Origin of the sequence: Phaeodactylibacter sp. (assembly GCF_040219495.1) — a bacterium.
Lineage (GTDB): Bacteria > Bacteroidota > Bacteroidia > Chitinophagales > Saprospiraceae > Phaeodactylibacter.
Genome location: NZ_JAVJSK010000001.1, coordinates 72,860 through 88,186 on the forward strand (window position 1 = coordinate 72,860; position 15,327 = coordinate 88,186).

Genomic DNA, 15,327 nt, shown 5'->3' on the forward strand with positions numbered 1-15,327 from the left:
TTTAGAAAGGAAAGAGTATAATTAGTACTTCAACTTAACAAGCGAAGTAAGATGGAAAGGTTGAAATTGTATATTCTAGAGAGCTATAACGAGCTTGTCACTAAGGTAACCTGGCCATCTTGGTCAAACCTGCAAAGCAGTACAGTTGTCGTTTTGGTAGCTTCAATTCTGCTCGCTCTGATCATCTTCCTAATGGACGTCGTTTCCAAAGGGGTGTTAGATCAGATTTACAGCCTCTAATTTTTCAGGATAACCCGTAATGATGTCAGAGGACAACGAAAAGCACATTGAGGAAGAAGTAACTAACGAACCTGTAGAGTCTACTGGTCCTGACAAGAAGTGGTATTCGCTTCGGGTAATCAGTGGTAAGGAACGTAAGATTAAAGAACGCATTGAGCTTGAGATTGACCGCTCCAAGTGGGCTGATTTCATTACGCAGGTGTTAGTACCTACTGAAAAGGTATATAAAATTCGCGCAGGTAAGAAAGTTATTTCTGAGCGCAATATCCTTCCCGGATATATCCTCATTGAGGCTATACCTACCAAACTGTCTGGTGAAATTATACAGACGATCGCTAATATTCCGAATGTGATCCACTTCCTCGGGAAAAACAACCCGATCCCAATGCGCCCATCTGAGGCCAACCGGATGTTAGGAAAAGTGGATGAGTCACAAGAGGCAGGCGAAGCGATGATCGAGCCATTTATCGTTGGAGAAACGGTGAAAATCATCGATGGGCCATTCAGTGAGTTTGTGGGTGATATTCAGGAAGTAAACGATGAGAAGAAGAAGCTGAAGGTAATCGTTAAGATCTTCGGCCGTGGGACAGAGGTAGAGCTCAACTTCATGCAGGTTGAGAAGAACTCATAGATCCAATCTGAACTGTAATTTAGCTACAAGCTTTTGTACCTGTTTTCTAAGGTGATGCAATAGAGAAAGCAGGAGCTTCCCCTAAGCAACGTAGCCCCAAATATTTTTAAAGCGAGATACAATGGCTAAGGAAATAAGTACTTTTATCAAGTTGCAGGTTCGTGGTGGCGCTGCTAACCCCGCTCCTCCGGTAGGTCCGGCTCTTGGTGCTAAGGGGGTGAACATCATGGAGTTCTGTAAGCGTTTCAACGCGGAAACACAGGACAAGCAGGGGCAAGTGCTACCGGTTGTTATCACGGTGTTTAAGGATAAGTCTTTTTCTTTTGTAATTAAGACACCACCGGCAGCTGTTCAATTGCTTGATGCAGCCAAGCTCAAGAAAGGTTCTTCTGAGCCCAACCGTGATAAGGTAGGTACCGTAACCTGGGATGATTGCAAAGCGATCGCTGAGAATAAAATGGTTGACTTGAACTGTTTCACTATTGAGTCGGCTATGAAGATGGTAGCGGGTACTGCACGTAGTATGGGGATTGTTGTCAAAGGCACTCCGCCCTGGATGACACCTGAAGAGGCAGCGGCACTGGCTGCAGAAAACTAAGCAAATTATTTTTTAGCAGGGAGTTCAGTTAATACCTGAACGCTATTCACCTCAAAATATTCACAATGGCAAAAGTAGGTAAGAAACGAGCTGCTGCTGAAGCTAAGGTAGACCGTGAAAAGGAATATACCTTAGATGAAGCTGCTGCCCTCGTAAAAGAAGTCAACACGACCAAGTTTGATGCTTCCGTTGACCTGCACATCCGCCTGGGCGTAGACCCACGGAAAGCAGATCAGGCGATTCGTGGTACGGTAGTACTGCCGCACGGTACAGGTAAAACCAAGCGTGTATTGGTTTTCTGTACGCCCGACAAGGAAGAAGAAGCTAAAGCGGCTGGTGCCGACTATGCAGGCCTTGACGAGCTGGTACAGAAAGTACAGGGTGGCTGGACAGACTTTGACGTTGTCGTGGCGATGCCACAGACGATGGCGCAGGTTGGTCGCCTCGGACGTATTCTGGGCCCACGTGGTTTGATGCCAAACCCTAAAACAGGTACGGTTACGCCTGATGTTGCTTCAGCAGTATCAGATGTCAAAGGCGGTAAGATTTCTTTCCGCGTTGATAAGTATGGTATCATCCACGCTTCTGTTGGCCGCGTTTCCTTCGATGCGCAAAAGATAGCCGATAATGCGAAGGAACTGCTCGGTACACTGAGCCGCATGCGCCCGGCTTCTGCTAAGGGCACTTACATGCGTAGCGTCACAATGGCGAGCACAATGAGCCCCGGTATTCGGGTAGACGCCAAAAACATTGGTTAAGTAAACTTTTCAAAACCGAAGAGCAATGACTAGAGCAGAAAAGACAGCTACCATTGAGGCGTTGAAGGAGAAGTTATCCGAGGTAGAACACTTTTACCTCGCAGATTCTTCTACGCTTACGGTAGAACAAATCAATAAATTCCGCGGCATGTGCTTCGAGAAAGGCGTGGAAATGAAGGTGGTTAAAAACACCCTCATTCAGAAAGCCCTCGAAGCGGCTCCCGAGGAAAAGAATTACGAAGAGCTTTATCAGGCACTGAAAGGGCATACGGCTATTCTCTTTACGGAAGTAGCTAATGTACCTGCTAAACTGATCAAGGAATTCCGCGCAGATGGCGAGAAGCCTGCACTTAAGGCTGCTTACATCGAATCTGATGTTTACATCGGAGACGATAAGCTCGAGGCGCTTGCTAGCCTCAAGTCAAAGGAAGACCTGTTGGCAGAAGTTATAGCACTGCTGCAGTCTCCTGCGAAAAACGTTATCAGCTCACTCAAGTCTGGTGGTCAGACCCTTTCGGGCCTGCTCAAGACGCTGGAAGAGCGCGCGGCGTAGTTCGCTATGGCGGCCCTATAAGCGGGCTGCCCCATAAATACGGCTTCCAAGCTGTACGCACAATATATTTTTAAAAGTACACTACTTCAAAAATCATTTTACAATGGCAGATCTGAAAGAATTTGCAGAACAGCTGGTCAACCTCACCGTAAAAGAGGTCAATGAATTGGCTGGCATCCTGAAAGAGGAATACGGTATCGAGCCTGCTGCAGCTGCGGTTGCAGTTGCTGCTGGTGGCGCTGGTGCCGAAGGCGGTGCAGCTGCTGAAGAAAAAACCGAATTCGACGTAATCCTGAAGTCTGCTGGTGCAGGCAAGCTCAAGGTCGTTAAGGAAGTCAAAGGCTTGCTTGGCGTTGGCCTGAAAGAGGCGAAGGAACTGGTTGACGGTGCTCCTGGCACGATCAAAGAAGCTGTGCCTAAGGAAGAAGCTGAAAAGATCAAAGAAGCACTGGAAGGCGCCGGTGCTGAAGTTGAGCTGAAGTAATCAGCGCATACACAGGAAGGGGAGTAGGTCGGCTTACCTCACGGAAAACCGCCTGTTTCCCTCCCCACAAGGCTTAGCGAGTTGGTCTCCAACTGGCTAAGCCTATCGTCGTATAGATAAGTTCAGGAAAATTAAACTTTTTCCATAATTTTGGGTATTATTACAGCGGCTGCTTTTGAGAGAAAGCTCTTGACTGCCAAGAACACAAACAATATTGCCAATGACGTCAAACGGTAAGGTATTGACCGCCGAAGAGAAAAGAGTGAACTTCGGCAAAATAAAGCTTCCCTCACCATACCCCGATCTTCTTGAAATCCAGTTAAAGTCCTTTCAGGAGTTTTTCCAATTGGAAACTACTCCCGAAAATCGTATGAACGAAGGGCTCTACAAGGTTTTTCAGGAGAACTTCCCAATCACGGACGCCAGAAATATCTTCGTCCTGGAATTTCTCGATTACTTCGTTGACCCTCCCCGCTACACCATCGATGAGTGTATGCAGCGTGGGCTTACTTACAGTGTGCCGCTGAAAGCAAAGTTGCGCCTGTCTTGTAATGACGAAGAACACGTGGATTTCCAAACCATTGTGCAGGACGTTTTCCTCGGGAATATCCCTTACATGACACCTAAGGGTACTTTCGTGATCAATGGTGCTGAACGGATCATCGTATCCCAGCTCCACCGGTCACCCGGGGTGTTCTTTGGGCAAAGCTTTCACCCTAACGGAACCAAGATCTATTCCGCTCGTGTCATCCCGTTCAAGGGGGCATGGATGGAATTCGCAACGGACATCAATACGGTCATGTATGCTTACATCGACCGTAAGAAGAAGTTCCCCGTAACAACCTTGATGCGGGCTATTGGTTACGATACAGATAAGGCCATTCTTGATATTTTTGACCTGGCGGACGAAGTGCCTGCTACCCGTAAAGGCCTCGAAAAGGCGATCGGACGCAAGCTGGCCGCCCGGGTACTAAGAAGCTGGTCTGAGGACTTCGTTGATGAGGATACCGGTGAGGTAGTAACGATCGAACGAAATGAGATTATTCTGGAGCGGGATATTGTGCTTGATGAGGACAATATCGAACTCATCCTTAATGCAGAAACCGAAACGGTTATCCTGCAAAAAGACGAGATCGACCAAGATTACTCCATAATATATAACACACTGCAAAAGGACCCTTCCAGTTCTGAAATGGAAGCCGTGCAGTACATCTATCGCCAACTGCGGGGTACTGATCCACCCGATGAAGAAACCGCACGCGGTATTATTGATAAATTATTCTTCTCTGACAAGCGCTACAACCTTGGAGAGGTAGGGCGCTATAAGATCAACCGTAAGCTTAAACTGGATATTGACCGGGAGACGCTGGTACTGACACGTGAGGATATCATTTCTATCGTGAAGTACCTGGTCAGCCTCATCAACCAGAAAGCAGAGATTGATGATATTGATCACCTGAGCAACCGCCGCGTACGTACCGTAGGTGAGCAACTTTACGCTCAGTTTGGTGTTGGTCTGGCCCGTATGGCCCGTACCATCCGCGAGCGTATGAACGTTCGGGATAACGAGGTCTTTACACCTATTGACCTGATCAATGCACGGACCCTATCGTCCGTTATCAACTCTTTCTTCGGTACCAGTCAGTTGTCTCAGTTTCTGGACCAAACCAACCCGCTGTCTGAAATTACGCACAAGCGGCGTATCTCAGCACTGGGCCCGGGTGGTCTTTCCCGTGAGCGCGCCGGTTTTGAGGTACGTGACGTACACTACTCTCACTATGGCCGCCTCTGTACGATTGAGACGCCGGAAGGTCCGAACATTGGTCTGATTTCCACCCTCTGCGTACACGCGAAAGTGAACAAGATGGGCTTTTTGGAAACACCTTACCGAAAAGTTTCTTCGGGCTCAGTGGAAGTGAAACTGGAACCGGAGTACTTGTCAGCAGAAGGAGAAGACTTTAAGCGTATCGCTCAGGCCAACGCACTAATTACGGAAAAAGGCGCGTTTGAGTCAGACCGTGTGAAGTGCCGCGAACACGGTGAATTCCCGGTACTGGCACCAGATGAAATCGAGTACATGGATGTTGCGCCTAACCAGATTGTTGGGGTATCGGCTTCTATGATCCCTTTCCTGGAGAACGATGACGCCAACCGTGCCCTGATGGGCTCGAACATGCAGCGTCAGGCCGTGCCTTTGTTGCGCCCAAGCTCACCGGTGGTGGGTACAGGCCTCGAAGGTAAGGTTGCTCGTGATTCCCGTATGCTCATCAATGCGGAAGGCGATGGTGTCGTTGAGTACGTTGATGCCAATGAGATCATCATTCGCTACGACCGTACAGACGAAGAGCAACTGGTTTCTTTCGAAGACAACCGGAAAATCTACAAGCTGATCAAGTTCCGCCGGACGAACCAGGGGACGAGCATCAACCTGAAGCCTATCGTGAAACGTGGACAGCGCGTGACCAAAGGTCAAATCCTTTGCGACGGCTACGCTACAGAAAAAGGTGAACTGGCACTGGGCCAGAACCTGAAAGTGGCCTTCATGCCCTGGAAAGGATATAACTTCGAGGATGCAATCGTGCTTTCTGAGCGCGTGGTCCGCGAGGATATCTTCACGTCTATCCACATCGAGCACTTCGAGATGGACGTCCGTGACACCAAGCTTGGCGAGGAGGAACTGACCAACGATATTCCAAACGTCAGTGAAGAAGCGACGAAAGACCTTGATGAGCATGGTATCATCCGGGTTGGCGCTTGGGTGAGTGAGGGCGATATCCTGATCGGTAAGATTACGCCTAAAGGCGAGTCTGATCCGACGCCGGAAGAAAAGCTCCTCCGTGCGATCTTCGGAGACAAAGCCGGTGATGTGAAGGATGCTTCTATGAAGGCACCTCCATCTACCAAAGGAGTCATCATCGATAAGCAGCTCTTTGCACGTGCCAAAAAGGACAAAGTCCAGAAGGCACAGGAAAAAGAACTGCTCACGAAACTGGAAGATCAGCATAAGATTGCGCTCAACGAGCTGAAGACCATCCTGATTGACAAGCTGCTGATTTTGATCAAAGGCAAAGTTTCTCAGGGTGTCAAGAGCATCTACAACGAGCCAATCGTTCCTAAGGGCACCAAATTTACGCAGTCTCAGCTGCGAGAAGTCGACTACACAAGTGTTGACTACACGGGCTGGACTGATAATGACGATACGAACAGCCTCATTGCCAAGCTGCTGCACAATTACAGCATCAAGGTGAACGAGGAAGTAGGCCGGTACAAGCGGGAGAAGTTCAACATCAGTATTGGTGATGAGCTGCCTGCAGGCGTACTCAAGCTGGCAAAAGTCTACATGGCGAAGAAGCGTAAGCTGCGTGTAGGTGACAAGCTGGCGGGACGCCACGGTAACAAAGGTATTGTTTCCCGGATCGTGCGTATTGAAGATATGCCGTTCCTGGTAGACGGTACCGCTGTGGATATCGTACTGAACCCGCTGGGTGTACCTTCCCGTATGAACCTCGGACAGATTTTCGAGACCGTACTGGGATGGGCTGGCGAAAAGCTCGGTATGAAGTTTGGTACGCCAATCTTCGATGGTGCCAGCAAGGAGGAGATCGATGAGTACATTCAGGAGGCAGGACTGCCTAGCCTTGGTCAGACGTTCCTATACGATGGCGAAACCGGTGACCGTTTCCATCAGCAGGCAACAGTAGGCGTGATTTACATGCTCAAGTTGTCGCACATGGTAGACGATAAGATGCACGCCCGTTCTATCGGGCCCTACTCGCTCATTACGCAGCAGCCACTGGGTGGTAAAGCCCAGTTTGGTGGTCAGCGTTTTGGTGAGATGGAAGTGTGGGCACTGGAAGCCTTTGGAGCGTCCAACATCCTGCAGGAACTGCTCACGATCAAGTCGGATGACATCAACGGGCGGGCCAAAGCTTACGAGGCTATCGTAAAGGGCGACCCGCTGCCGGACCCAAGCATTCCGGAGTCTTTCAACGTTCTGGTGCACGAGCTTCGCGGCCTGGCACTGGATGTGAAGTTCGACTAGGTCACGCTGTTTTCGCAGCCTAATAAATTAGATTGTTTCACTGGGGCAGCCACGCGGCTGCCCCATACCAACAATACCATATGTCCTTTAAGAAACAGAATAATATTCAGACCCAAAACTTCGACAGTATCACGATCAGTCTGTCCTCTCCGGATGAGATTCTGGAGCGGTCTTACGGTGAAGTGCTGAAGCCGGAAACGATCAACTACCGCTCCTATAAGCCGGAGCGTGACGGTCTGTTCTGCGAACGCATCTTCGGCCCCGTCAAAGACTATGAGTGCTACTGTGGCAAATACAAGCGTATCCGCTACAAAGGGATCGTTTGTGACCGCTGTGGAGTAGAGGTGACGGAGAAGAAAGTCCGCCGTGAGCGCATGGGGCACATCAAATTGGTGGTCCCTGTGGTGCACATCTGGTTCTTTAAGTCATTGCCCAACAAAATTGGGTACATGCTGGGGCTTTCTTCCAAGAAATTGGAATCGATCATTTACTACGAGCGATACGTAGTGATTCAGCCCGGTGTGAAAGAAGAAGAGGGCGTCGCCAAAATGGACTTGCTCACAGAAGAGGAGTACCTGGAAATTTTGGATACCCTGCCACAGGATAACCAAATGCTGGATGACGAGGACCCGAACAAGTTCATGGCCAAGATGGGTGCGGATGCAGTCCGTGACCTGTTGATGCGCCTCGATCTTGATCAGCTTTCCTTCGCCCTGCGGCATCAGGCCGCTAATGAGACCTCTCAGCAGCGTAAGTCTGAAGCACTGAAGCGCCTGCGTGTGGTAGAAGCTTTCCGCGATGGACTGACTCGTATTGAGAACCGCCCGGAGTGGACCATCATACAGTACCTGCCTGTTGTACCACCTGAACTGCGCCCGTTGGTGCCGTTGGATGGTGGCCGATTCGCAAGTTCCGACCTGAACGATCTCTACCGCCGGGTAATCATCCGGAACAACCGTCTTAAGCGTCTGCTGGAAATCAAAGCGCCGGAGGTAATCCTGCGTAATGAGAAGCGAATGCTGCAGGAGGCTGTTGATTCGCTCTTTGACAACTCACGGAAGTCGAATGCTGTAAAAGCAGAAGGAGGACGTGCATTGAAATCACTGAGTGATATTCTTAAAGGTAAGCAAGGCCGGTTCCGTCAGAACCTGCTCGGTAAGCGTGTGGATTACTCCGGTCGTTCAGTTATTGTGGTAGGTCCTACCCTGAAGCTGCACGAGTGTGGTATTCCAAAGGCCATGGCAGCAGAGCTGTTCAAGCCTTTTGTGATCCGCAAGCTCATTGAGCGTGGTATCGTAAAGACGGTAAAATCTGCTAAGAAACTTGTAGACCGTAAGGACCCCATCATCTGGGAAATCCTCGAAAATATCCTTAAAGGGCATCCGGTTATGCTCAACCGGGCACCAACGCTGCACCGGCTTTCAATTCAGGCTTTCCAGCCTAAATTGATCGAAGGTAAGGCGATACAGCTGCACCCACTGGTTTGTGGTGCCTTCAACGCCGACTTTGACGGTGACCAAATGGCTGTACACGTACCACTCAGCCACGCGGCAATCCTTGAAGCACAGGTGTTGATGTTGTCTTCTCACAACATGCTTAACCCACAGAACGGTTCTCCAATTACCTTACCTTCTCAGGATATGGTATTGGGACTGTACTACATCACTAAAGAGCGTACCTCTACGGATGAGATCAAAGTAAAAGGCGAAGGCCGACGCTTTTACTCACCGGAAGAAGTGATGATCGCCTACAACGAGGGACAGCTTGATCTGCACGCTGCTCTTAAGGTGCGTGTTGAAGTAGAAGATGAAGAAGGGAACATGGTCAATAAGCTCATCGACTCAACTACAGGTCGGGTGCTTTTCAATCAGAGCGTTCCGAAGGGCATTCCTTTCGTTAACGTACTGTTGACCAAGAAAAACCTAAAGCGTGTTATTGGTGACGTGATCGAGCGGACCGACTTTGCAGTTACTGCAGGCTTCCTGGACGCGATCAAAGAACTCGGTTTCCTTTGGGCTTTCAAAGGTGGTTTGTCATTCAACTTAGGTGACCTGATCGAGCCATCTGTCAAGATCAATACACTGGAAGAAGCGCAAGCCGAGGTAGATGAAGTATGGGACAACTACAACATGGGTCTCATTACCAACAACGAACGCTACAATCAGATTATCGATAAATGGACGTATGCGGATAACCGTATCACGGACGTGCTAATGAAAGAGTTGGCTTCCCACAAGCAGGGGTTCAACTCTGTGTTTATGATGCTGGACTCCGGAGCGCGGGGTTCCAAGCAGCAGATTAAGCAGCTTTGCGGTCTGCGTGGACTGATGGCAAAGCCGCGGAAATCGGGCGATACCGGTGGAGCAGTTATTGAAAACCCCATCCTGTCCAACTTTGTAGACGGTCTTTCCGTACTGGAGTACTTTATCTCTACCCACGGTGCCCGTAAGGGTCTGGCAGATACCGCCCTGAAAACTGCAGACGCAGGTTATCTGACCCGTCGTCTGGTAGATGTTGCACAGGATGTAGTGATTCTCGAAGAGGATTGCAATACCCTCAGAGGTATTGAAACGACCGCACTGCTGGACAACGATAAGGTAGTCGAGGACCTCAAGTCCCGTATCGCCGGTCGGGTCTCCCTGCATGATGTACATCACCCTGTAACCGAAGAGCTCATGCTCAAGGCCGGTGAATACATCTCAGAGTCGATGGCTGAGAAGATAGAGGCTGCTGAAGTAGAGTCTGTAACGCTCCGCTCTGTACTGACCTGCGATACTAAGCGCGGGGTTTGTACGAAGTGCTACGGTAAAAACCTGGCAACAGGGCGTACTGCAGAATCAGGTGACGCAGTCGGTATCATTGCCGCACAGTCGATCGGTGAGCCGGGTACACAGTTGACCTTGCGTACCTTCCACGTAGGTGGTATCGCATCGGTATCCAAGTCGGAGTCTGAAATTGTTTCCAAGTTTGAAGGCAAGATCGAATTCGATAGTGTCCGGACTACGGAAAAAGTAGAAGAACCAGGCGAGGAAAAAGACATCGTTCTGTCTCGTACCGGTGAAATCCGGATTGTGGACGCCAAGACCGGTAAGCAGTTTGCCAGCCACTACGTCCCGTACGGTGCCACCCTTAATGTAAAGGAAGGGCAGAAGGTCAAGAAGGGAGATATGATTGCGGATTGGGATCCTTTCAACGCCGTGATTATCTCCGAATTCTCCGGAGTAGCCAGTTTCGACGCTATTGAGGAAGGGGCAACCTTCCGGGTAGAGCGGGATGATCAGACCGGCTATGCAGAGAAGGTGATCGTAGAAAGCAAGAACAAGCGCAAGATTCCAACCGTCAAAATCGTAAGTGCAGACGGTGAGGAATTGCGGAGTTATAACCTGCCGGTGGGCTCTTACCTCTCTATTGATGAAGGGGATACGATCCGTGCCGGTCAGAAGATTGCGAAGATTCCACGTAAGCTGGGTAAGATTGCGGATATTACCGGTGGTCTGCCACGGGTAACCGAGCTTTTCGAAGCACGTAACCCATCCAACCCGGCTGTGGTCTCTGAGATCGATGGTGTGGTTTCCTTCGGTAAGATCAAGCGGGGTAACCGCGAGGTGATGGTGGAAGCGAAAGATGGTCAGAAGCGCAAGTACCTGATCGGTCTTTCCAAGCACATCCTGGTTCAGGAAGGCGACTTTGTCCGTGCGGGCACACCGCTGTCTGATGGTGCGACTGCGCCACGCGACATTCTCAACATTAAAGGGCCTTTCGCCGTACAGTCTTATCTGGTTAACGGTGTACAGGAAGTATATCGTGCACAGGGTATCACCATCAACAACAAGCACATTGAGGTGATCGTGCGTCAGATGATGCGCCGCGTTCAAATCGAGGATCCGGGTGATACCAGCTTCCTCGAAGGTGAGGCGGTTGAGAAGTACCAATTCCTGGAGCAGAACGACTGGATCTTTGACAAGAAGGTCGTTACAGAGTCTGGCGACTCTAATAAGCTGCTCCCGGGGCAACTCGTGACCTTGCGTCAGCTGCGGGAAGAAAATTCCCAATTGCGCCGCAATGACCTCGAGCTGGTACAATACCGCGATGCAGTACCTGCGACATCAAGCTCGCTCCTGCAGGGTATTACCAAGTCTTCTCTGGGTACAGAAAGCTGGATTTCAGCGGCTTCTTTCCAGGAGACGACCAAAGTGCTCAGCACAGCAGCGATCGGTGCGAAAATGGACTTCCTCAACGGTCTGAAGGAGAACGTCATCGTTGGCAAGCGTATCCCGGCAGGTACGGGCATGCGCGAGTACGAGGACCTCTTTGTGACCACCATGGAAGCACACGAGGCGCACGAAGCACGCCGCAAGCAATTAGAAGAAGTAGCTGAAGATTAAGATAAGATCGGAAGCTTAGGATAAAAAGTAAGCCCCCTTCTGGTTATGCCGGGAGGGGGCTTTTTTGTAGTTGAATGACCCAAACAGTTGTCATTCGTATTTAATCAAGCTCATTGATTTTATCCAATAATTGTTGGGCTTTCTCCTGTATTTCAGTAGAGGCACTTTGTGCGGCAACCTGTTTTAGGGCATCCAAACCTTTAGGGTTTTCAGTAACTAAATAGGCTAGTGCAAGGTACCATTCCATTTCAGCTTGTTGCGAATAGGGCTGTTGGGTCAGGTCTTCCAGGATGGGGATGGCCTTTTCATATTCACCCTTTTCAAAGTAAATGAAGGCAAGGTACTGTTGCGCGTTGAGGTATCGCCGCTCCTGAGCTTCCGGTACGGTAAGCAAGACCGATTCGGCTTCGTCCAGTTTCCCTTCTCCCATCAGGCGATAACCTTTGGCTAGGGGGGACTCATTAGCTTGCTCCCCTTTTCTGACTATATTTAATCCACCTGTGGGTGAGGTATTCGTAGCTACTGCTAGTGCTAACTGTTGCATTTCAACAGCTGGCGAAGCTGCTTCTTGAGCGTTAGCGATTGGTGGCGTTGCTTCCGGCTCTTTTTCGCTCGTGCCCGGAACAGGTTCAGTTTCCTGTGAGGGAGGCTGAAGGGATTCTGCCTTTTTCGGAGTATCTCCCGAAGTCTCAGTCTCGTTTAGTTGAGGCACAGAAGATGGCGTTTCGGTTACCGCATTTAAGGCTTCACTTTCCTCATCTGAGGGCCAGGACCAAACTAGCAATCCGGCAAAAATAATGATAACCAAACCCCAAATAGTCCATTTGCCAGGGATGTTACCTGCGTTAGGTTTAGGAGAGCTGTCAGATTTAGCAGATGGGGAAGAGTCCTCTTCGTTCCACGCCTTCATCATTTCATCCAGTTTCTCATCGACCATGACTTCCGCCAGCTCCTGTTCCAGGCGCACCAATTCCAGTTGGTCAGCTACGTCCTTATCGGAGTCAACGAGCTGCCGGATTTCAGCCTGTTCTGCTGCATCCAAGCTGCCTTTTAGATAGGCATCAAGCTTTTCATGTAGGGTTGCTTTATCCATAATTCAGGCTTTTTAGAAGTGCGGTTAAGGTAGGTTGGCTCGCTAGTTTTTCTTTGAGTTTGGTCATGCAACGGTATCTGATTTTACGGACCGCTTCGTCTGCACCCATTTCCAGTGTTTGCTTTATCTCTTCACTGTTATAGCCTTCGTAGCCCATCATAATGACTTTTTTGCACCGATCGCCAAGTAGCTCCAGTACTTTTTGCAACTGGCTTTTCCGTTCCTGGCTCATCATCCGGGTTTCCGGCGTATGCTGGTATTCGTCATCCAGGGTTTCTTCCTTATCCGTAAGGGTAGTCCGCTGATAGAAGCTTTTTTTCAAGCCATCGAGCCAGCAACGGATACAAATGCCCACAAAAAAAGTACGCAGACTGCTTCTGCCCTCGAATCTACCATTCAGAAGATGCCGGTAAAACGCTTTGAACCCTTCCTGGAAGGCATCCTGTGCATCGTTTGCACTCCCTCCCTTTTGCTGGATTTTGCGTATGACCGACGCTCTCAGTTGCTGGTCTGTAAAGAAGGCTTTGAGGGCGGTGGCCCTTTCCTGTTCGCTGCCCCTGATCATTTGCAGGAGCTGCGCGTCGGAGTATTGTTTTTGTTGTGGCGGCATATCTAAATCATTAGTGAGGCTTGCTTTGTAAATGTACCCAAATAAAAAAAAATAAAAAAGTTACTTCATAGGGGGACATCGGCGGAGTTGCTCCCACTATAGAGGCAAATCAATCAATTAACCTTTTTAATCATTAAAGTCATGAAGAATCTAATTACCATTTGTCTTTTGTTTGTTGCTGTTATCAGCGTTACTGCTCAGAATAATAATGCTGTGCCTGCTCAGGGTTACTACCCGGTAAATTATCAGCCCGCTCAGCCCCAGGGCAATTATCAGCAAGCACCGCCCCATGCCAATGCTTATCAGCAGGGAGCGCCTCAGGGAGCGCCAGTCTACGGTTACTACCAGCCCCAAAGAACGATAACCCTGCACTCCGGTACCCCAATCGAGCTGGAGACCCTATTCCCACTCAACAGTAAAAATGTCCAGGCTGGTCAAACAATCGACCTTCGCGTAAAGTACGATGTCATCGTAAACGGGCACACCCTGATAAGCGCAGGTGCACCAGCAAAAGCCATCATCAGCTCAGCCGAGAAGCAGAAAATGTTTGGCAAAGGCGGGGAGTTGCAACTCATGCCGCAGTACGTCCAAACGGTAGACGGACAGTTCCTGCCTGTAACGGGTATGGCTGCTAACTACGAGGGCAAGAGCCGCAAAGGTTGGGCTGTAGGTGGTGTTGCTGCTGGTTTGCTGACCGGTGGCGTAGGTTTCTTGGCTCTGCCATTCATCAAAGGCAAAGGTGTGGAAGTACCCGCAGGTACGACGATCAATTGCAGCGTGCTTGGAAAGCGTGAAATTCCAGTTGGTCAGTAGGACGGTATTTGGTTTTGGAAATTGAGAGGTCGCCTTTGGGCGGCCTTTTCAAGTTGTTTTCAGTTTTGATCAATTACCATATTTGGCTGATAGCAAGTTAACTTACAGTCAATTTAGTTTCGTATTTTTCAACATCTTAATTGAGATGTTTTTTGCTAGGTATTTTTTAAATTTAAGATCTAAGTTTGAAAATAATAGTTTGATGAAAATAATAGTTTGGATATATCTAACGATATATTTTTGTGTACTTACCATATATTCCTGTATTGCTCAAGGCTACGGAGATACTACCGAAATCAGGATTTTACTAAACAGTGCAGATTCGTTACATGTTAAGGGCCAATATCCTGACGCTCAACAGCTTCGTACTAAGGCTATGTTATTAATTGACAGCTTTTCCTTGGAACGATCCTTAATCGCTGCTGAAGCATGTCACAAAGTTGGAGAGTCTTATTTTACGTTAGGAGACTATCATCAGGCACTTTCCTATTTTCAACGAGCATTAGAATGGAAAAAGCTTCATTATAATGGCAATGACTTACAACTAGCCATTTCATATAATGATATCGGATTAGCTCAGATGGGTTTGGGGAATAATGAAGCTGCTATCGAAAAATTCAACAATGCCATTCAAATTCGGGAGGTTCAATATGGAAAAAATAATCCATCCGTTGCAAAAGTTAAAATGAATCTTGCTTCTGCCTATTTTAATCTTAATGAAATTGAATCATCAATTAAACTGAATAAGGAAATATTATATGTTTTTGAAAATGCAGCTACTGAAGATAAGGATAACTGGATCCGTTCGAAAATAAGTACAATGGGTAATCTAGCTAATGCCTATGCAGCTAGGGGGAGTTACGAAAAGGCTCTAAACCTTCAGTTTGAGTGCCTCTTCTTGAGACAAGAATATCTAGGCATTAAACACCCAGAGACAGTCACTTCCTACGGTAACATAGGAGTAATTTATGAGAGAATGCCATACTACTAGACAAAAAGTAAAATAGCGGCTCAAGCCTTATCTTTGATGTCGACGAAAACATTAGAGATGAAAGCTGAGCCACTGGTGGATAAAGTTAGCCAATATTTTCCCAACCGCAGCAAAACCTGCATCTACAAT

The 15,327-nt window shown here is 48.7% G+C and carries 12 protein-coding genes; 10 read left to right on the top strand and 2 right to left on the bottom strand.

Annotated elements, in window-relative coordinates; translation table 11 throughout:
- Positions 1-51: 51 nt before the first annotated feature.
- From secE to rpoC, 8 genes are all read left to right on the top strand, one after another.
- Positions 52-240, top strand: coding sequence for a preprotein translocase subunit SecE (gene secE / locus RIC19_RS00255; RefSeq protein ID WP_350175622.1), 189 nt, complete (start codon positions 52-54; stop codon positions 238-240).
- A 22-nt stretch (positions 241-262) separates the two neighbouring features.
- Complete coding sequence (nusG, locus tag RIC19_RS00260) at positions 263-871, top strand: transcription termination/antitermination protein NusG (protein ID WP_350175624.1); 609 nt, start codon at positions 263-265, stop codon at positions 869-871.
- A gap of 121 nt (positions 872-992) precedes the next feature.
- On the top strand, positions 993-1,469 hold the full coding sequence (rplK, locus tag RIC19_RS00265; protein WP_350175626.1) for a 50S ribosomal protein L11: 477 nt from the start codon (positions 993-995) through the stop codon (positions 1,467-1,469).
- A 65-nt stretch (positions 1,470-1,534) separates the two neighbouring features.
- Entirely contained in the window at positions 1,535-2,227 is a 693-nt protein-coding gene (gene rplA / locus RIC19_RS00270; protein ID WP_350175628.1) for a 50S ribosomal protein L1, read from the top strand.
- A gap of 25 nt (positions 2,228-2,252) precedes the next feature.
- Entirely contained in the window at positions 2,253-2,780 is a 528-nt protein-coding gene (gene rplJ / locus RIC19_RS00275) for a 50S ribosomal protein L10 (protein WP_350175630.1), read from the top strand.
- Between the two features lie 103 nt (positions 2,781-2,883).
- Positions 2,884-3,264, top strand: coding sequence for a 50S ribosomal protein L7/L12 (gene rplL / locus RIC19_RS00280; protein ID WP_350175632.1), 381 nt, complete (start codon positions 2,884-2,886; stop codon positions 3,262-3,264).
- A 220-nt stretch (positions 3,265-3,484) separates the two neighbouring features.
- The gene (gene rpoB, locus RIC19_RS00285) at positions 3,485-7,306 is read left to right on the top strand and encodes a DNA-directed RNA polymerase subunit beta (RefSeq protein WP_350175634.1); all 3,822 of its coding nucleotides are present in this window, start codon (positions 3,485-3,487) and stop codon (positions 7,304-7,306) included.
- 80 nt (positions 7,307-7,386) lie between these two features.
- On the top strand, positions 7,387-11,691 hold the full coding sequence (gene rpoC, locus RIC19_RS00290; RefSeq protein WP_350175636.1) for a DNA-directed RNA polymerase subunit beta': 4,305 nt from the start codon (positions 7,387-7,389) through the stop codon (positions 11,689-11,691).
- A gap of 100 nt (positions 11,692-11,791) precedes the next feature.
- Here rpoC and RIC19_RS00295 read toward each other — a convergent pair whose 3' ends face one another.
- Both RIC19_RS00295 and RIC19_RS00300 read right to left on the bottom strand, forming a co-directional pair.
- Positions 11,792-12,784, bottom strand: coding sequence for a hypothetical protein (locus tag RIC19_RS00295; protein ID WP_350175638.1), 993 nt, complete (start codon positions 12,782-12,784; stop codon positions 11,792-11,794).
- Positions 12,777-13,394 (bottom strand): RNA polymerase sigma factor, encoded by a 618-nt coding sequence (locus RIC19_RS00300; RefSeq protein WP_350175640.1) that lies wholly within the window; start codon positions 13,392-13,394, stop codon positions 12,777-12,779. The genes RIC19_RS00295 and RIC19_RS00300 overlap by 8 nt, the downstream gene beginning before the upstream one ends.
- A 141-nt stretch (positions 13,395-13,535) precedes the next feature.
- Between RIC19_RS00300 and RIC19_RS00305 the strand changes: the two genes are divergently transcribed.
- Together RIC19_RS00305 and RIC19_RS00310 are read left to right on the top strand one after the other, a co-directional pair.
- Positions 13,536-14,207: a hypothetical protein gene (locus tag RIC19_RS00305; protein WP_350175642.1), complete on the top strand. Its 672-nt coding sequence runs from the start codon at positions 13,536-13,538 to the stop codon at positions 14,205-14,207.
- An 82-nt stretch (positions 14,208-14,289) separates the two neighbouring features.
- Positions 14,290-15,198 (top strand): tetratricopeptide repeat protein, encoded by a 909-nt coding sequence (locus RIC19_RS00310; RefSeq protein ID WP_350175644.1) that lies wholly within the window; start codon positions 14,290-14,292, stop codon positions 15,196-15,198.
- The last annotated feature ends 129 nt before the right edge of the window (positions 15,199-15,327 follow it).

Bases quoted from the DNA above. Each gene is read 5' to 3' on its own strand.
- secE (WP_350175622.1), top strand. From the start codon at position 52: ATGGAAAGGTTGAAATTGTATATTCTAGAGAGCTATAACGAGCTTGTC.
- rpoC (WP_350175636.1), top strand. From the start codon at position 7,387: ATGTCCTTTAAGAAACAGAATAATATTCAGACCCAAAACTTCGACAGT.
- RIC19_RS00305 (WP_350175642.1), top strand. From the start codon at position 13,536: ATGAAGAATCTAATTACCATTTGTCTTTTGTTTGTTGCTGTTATCAGC.
- nusG (WP_350175624.1), top strand. From the start codon at position 263: ATGTCAGAGGACAACGAAAAGCACATTGAGGAAGAAGTAACTAACGAA.
- rplL (WP_350175632.1), top strand. From the start codon at position 2,884: ATGGCAGATCTGAAAGAATTTGCAGAACAGCTGGTCAACCTCACCGTA.
- RIC19_RS00300 (WP_350175640.1), bottom strand. From the start codon at position 13,394: ATGCCGCCACAACAAAAACAATACTCCGACGCGCAGCTCCTGCAAATG.
- rpoB (WP_350175634.1), top strand. From the start codon at position 3,485: ATGACGTCAAACGGTAAGGTATTGACCGCCGAAGAGAAAAGAGTGAAC.
- rplK (WP_350175626.1), top strand. From the start codon at position 993: ATGGCTAAGGAAATAAGTACTTTTATCAAGTTGCAGGTTCGTGGTGGC.
- rplA (WP_350175628.1), top strand. From the start codon at position 1,535: ATGGCAAAAGTAGGTAAGAAACGAGCTGCTGCTGAAGCTAAGGTAGAC.
- rplJ (WP_350175630.1), top strand. From the start codon at position 2,253: ATGACTAGAGCAGAAAAGACAGCTACCATTGAGGCGTTGAAGGAGAAG.
- RIC19_RS00295 (WP_350175638.1), bottom strand. From the start codon at position 12,784: ATGGATAAAGCAACCCTACATGAAAAGCTTGATGCCTATCTAAAAGGC.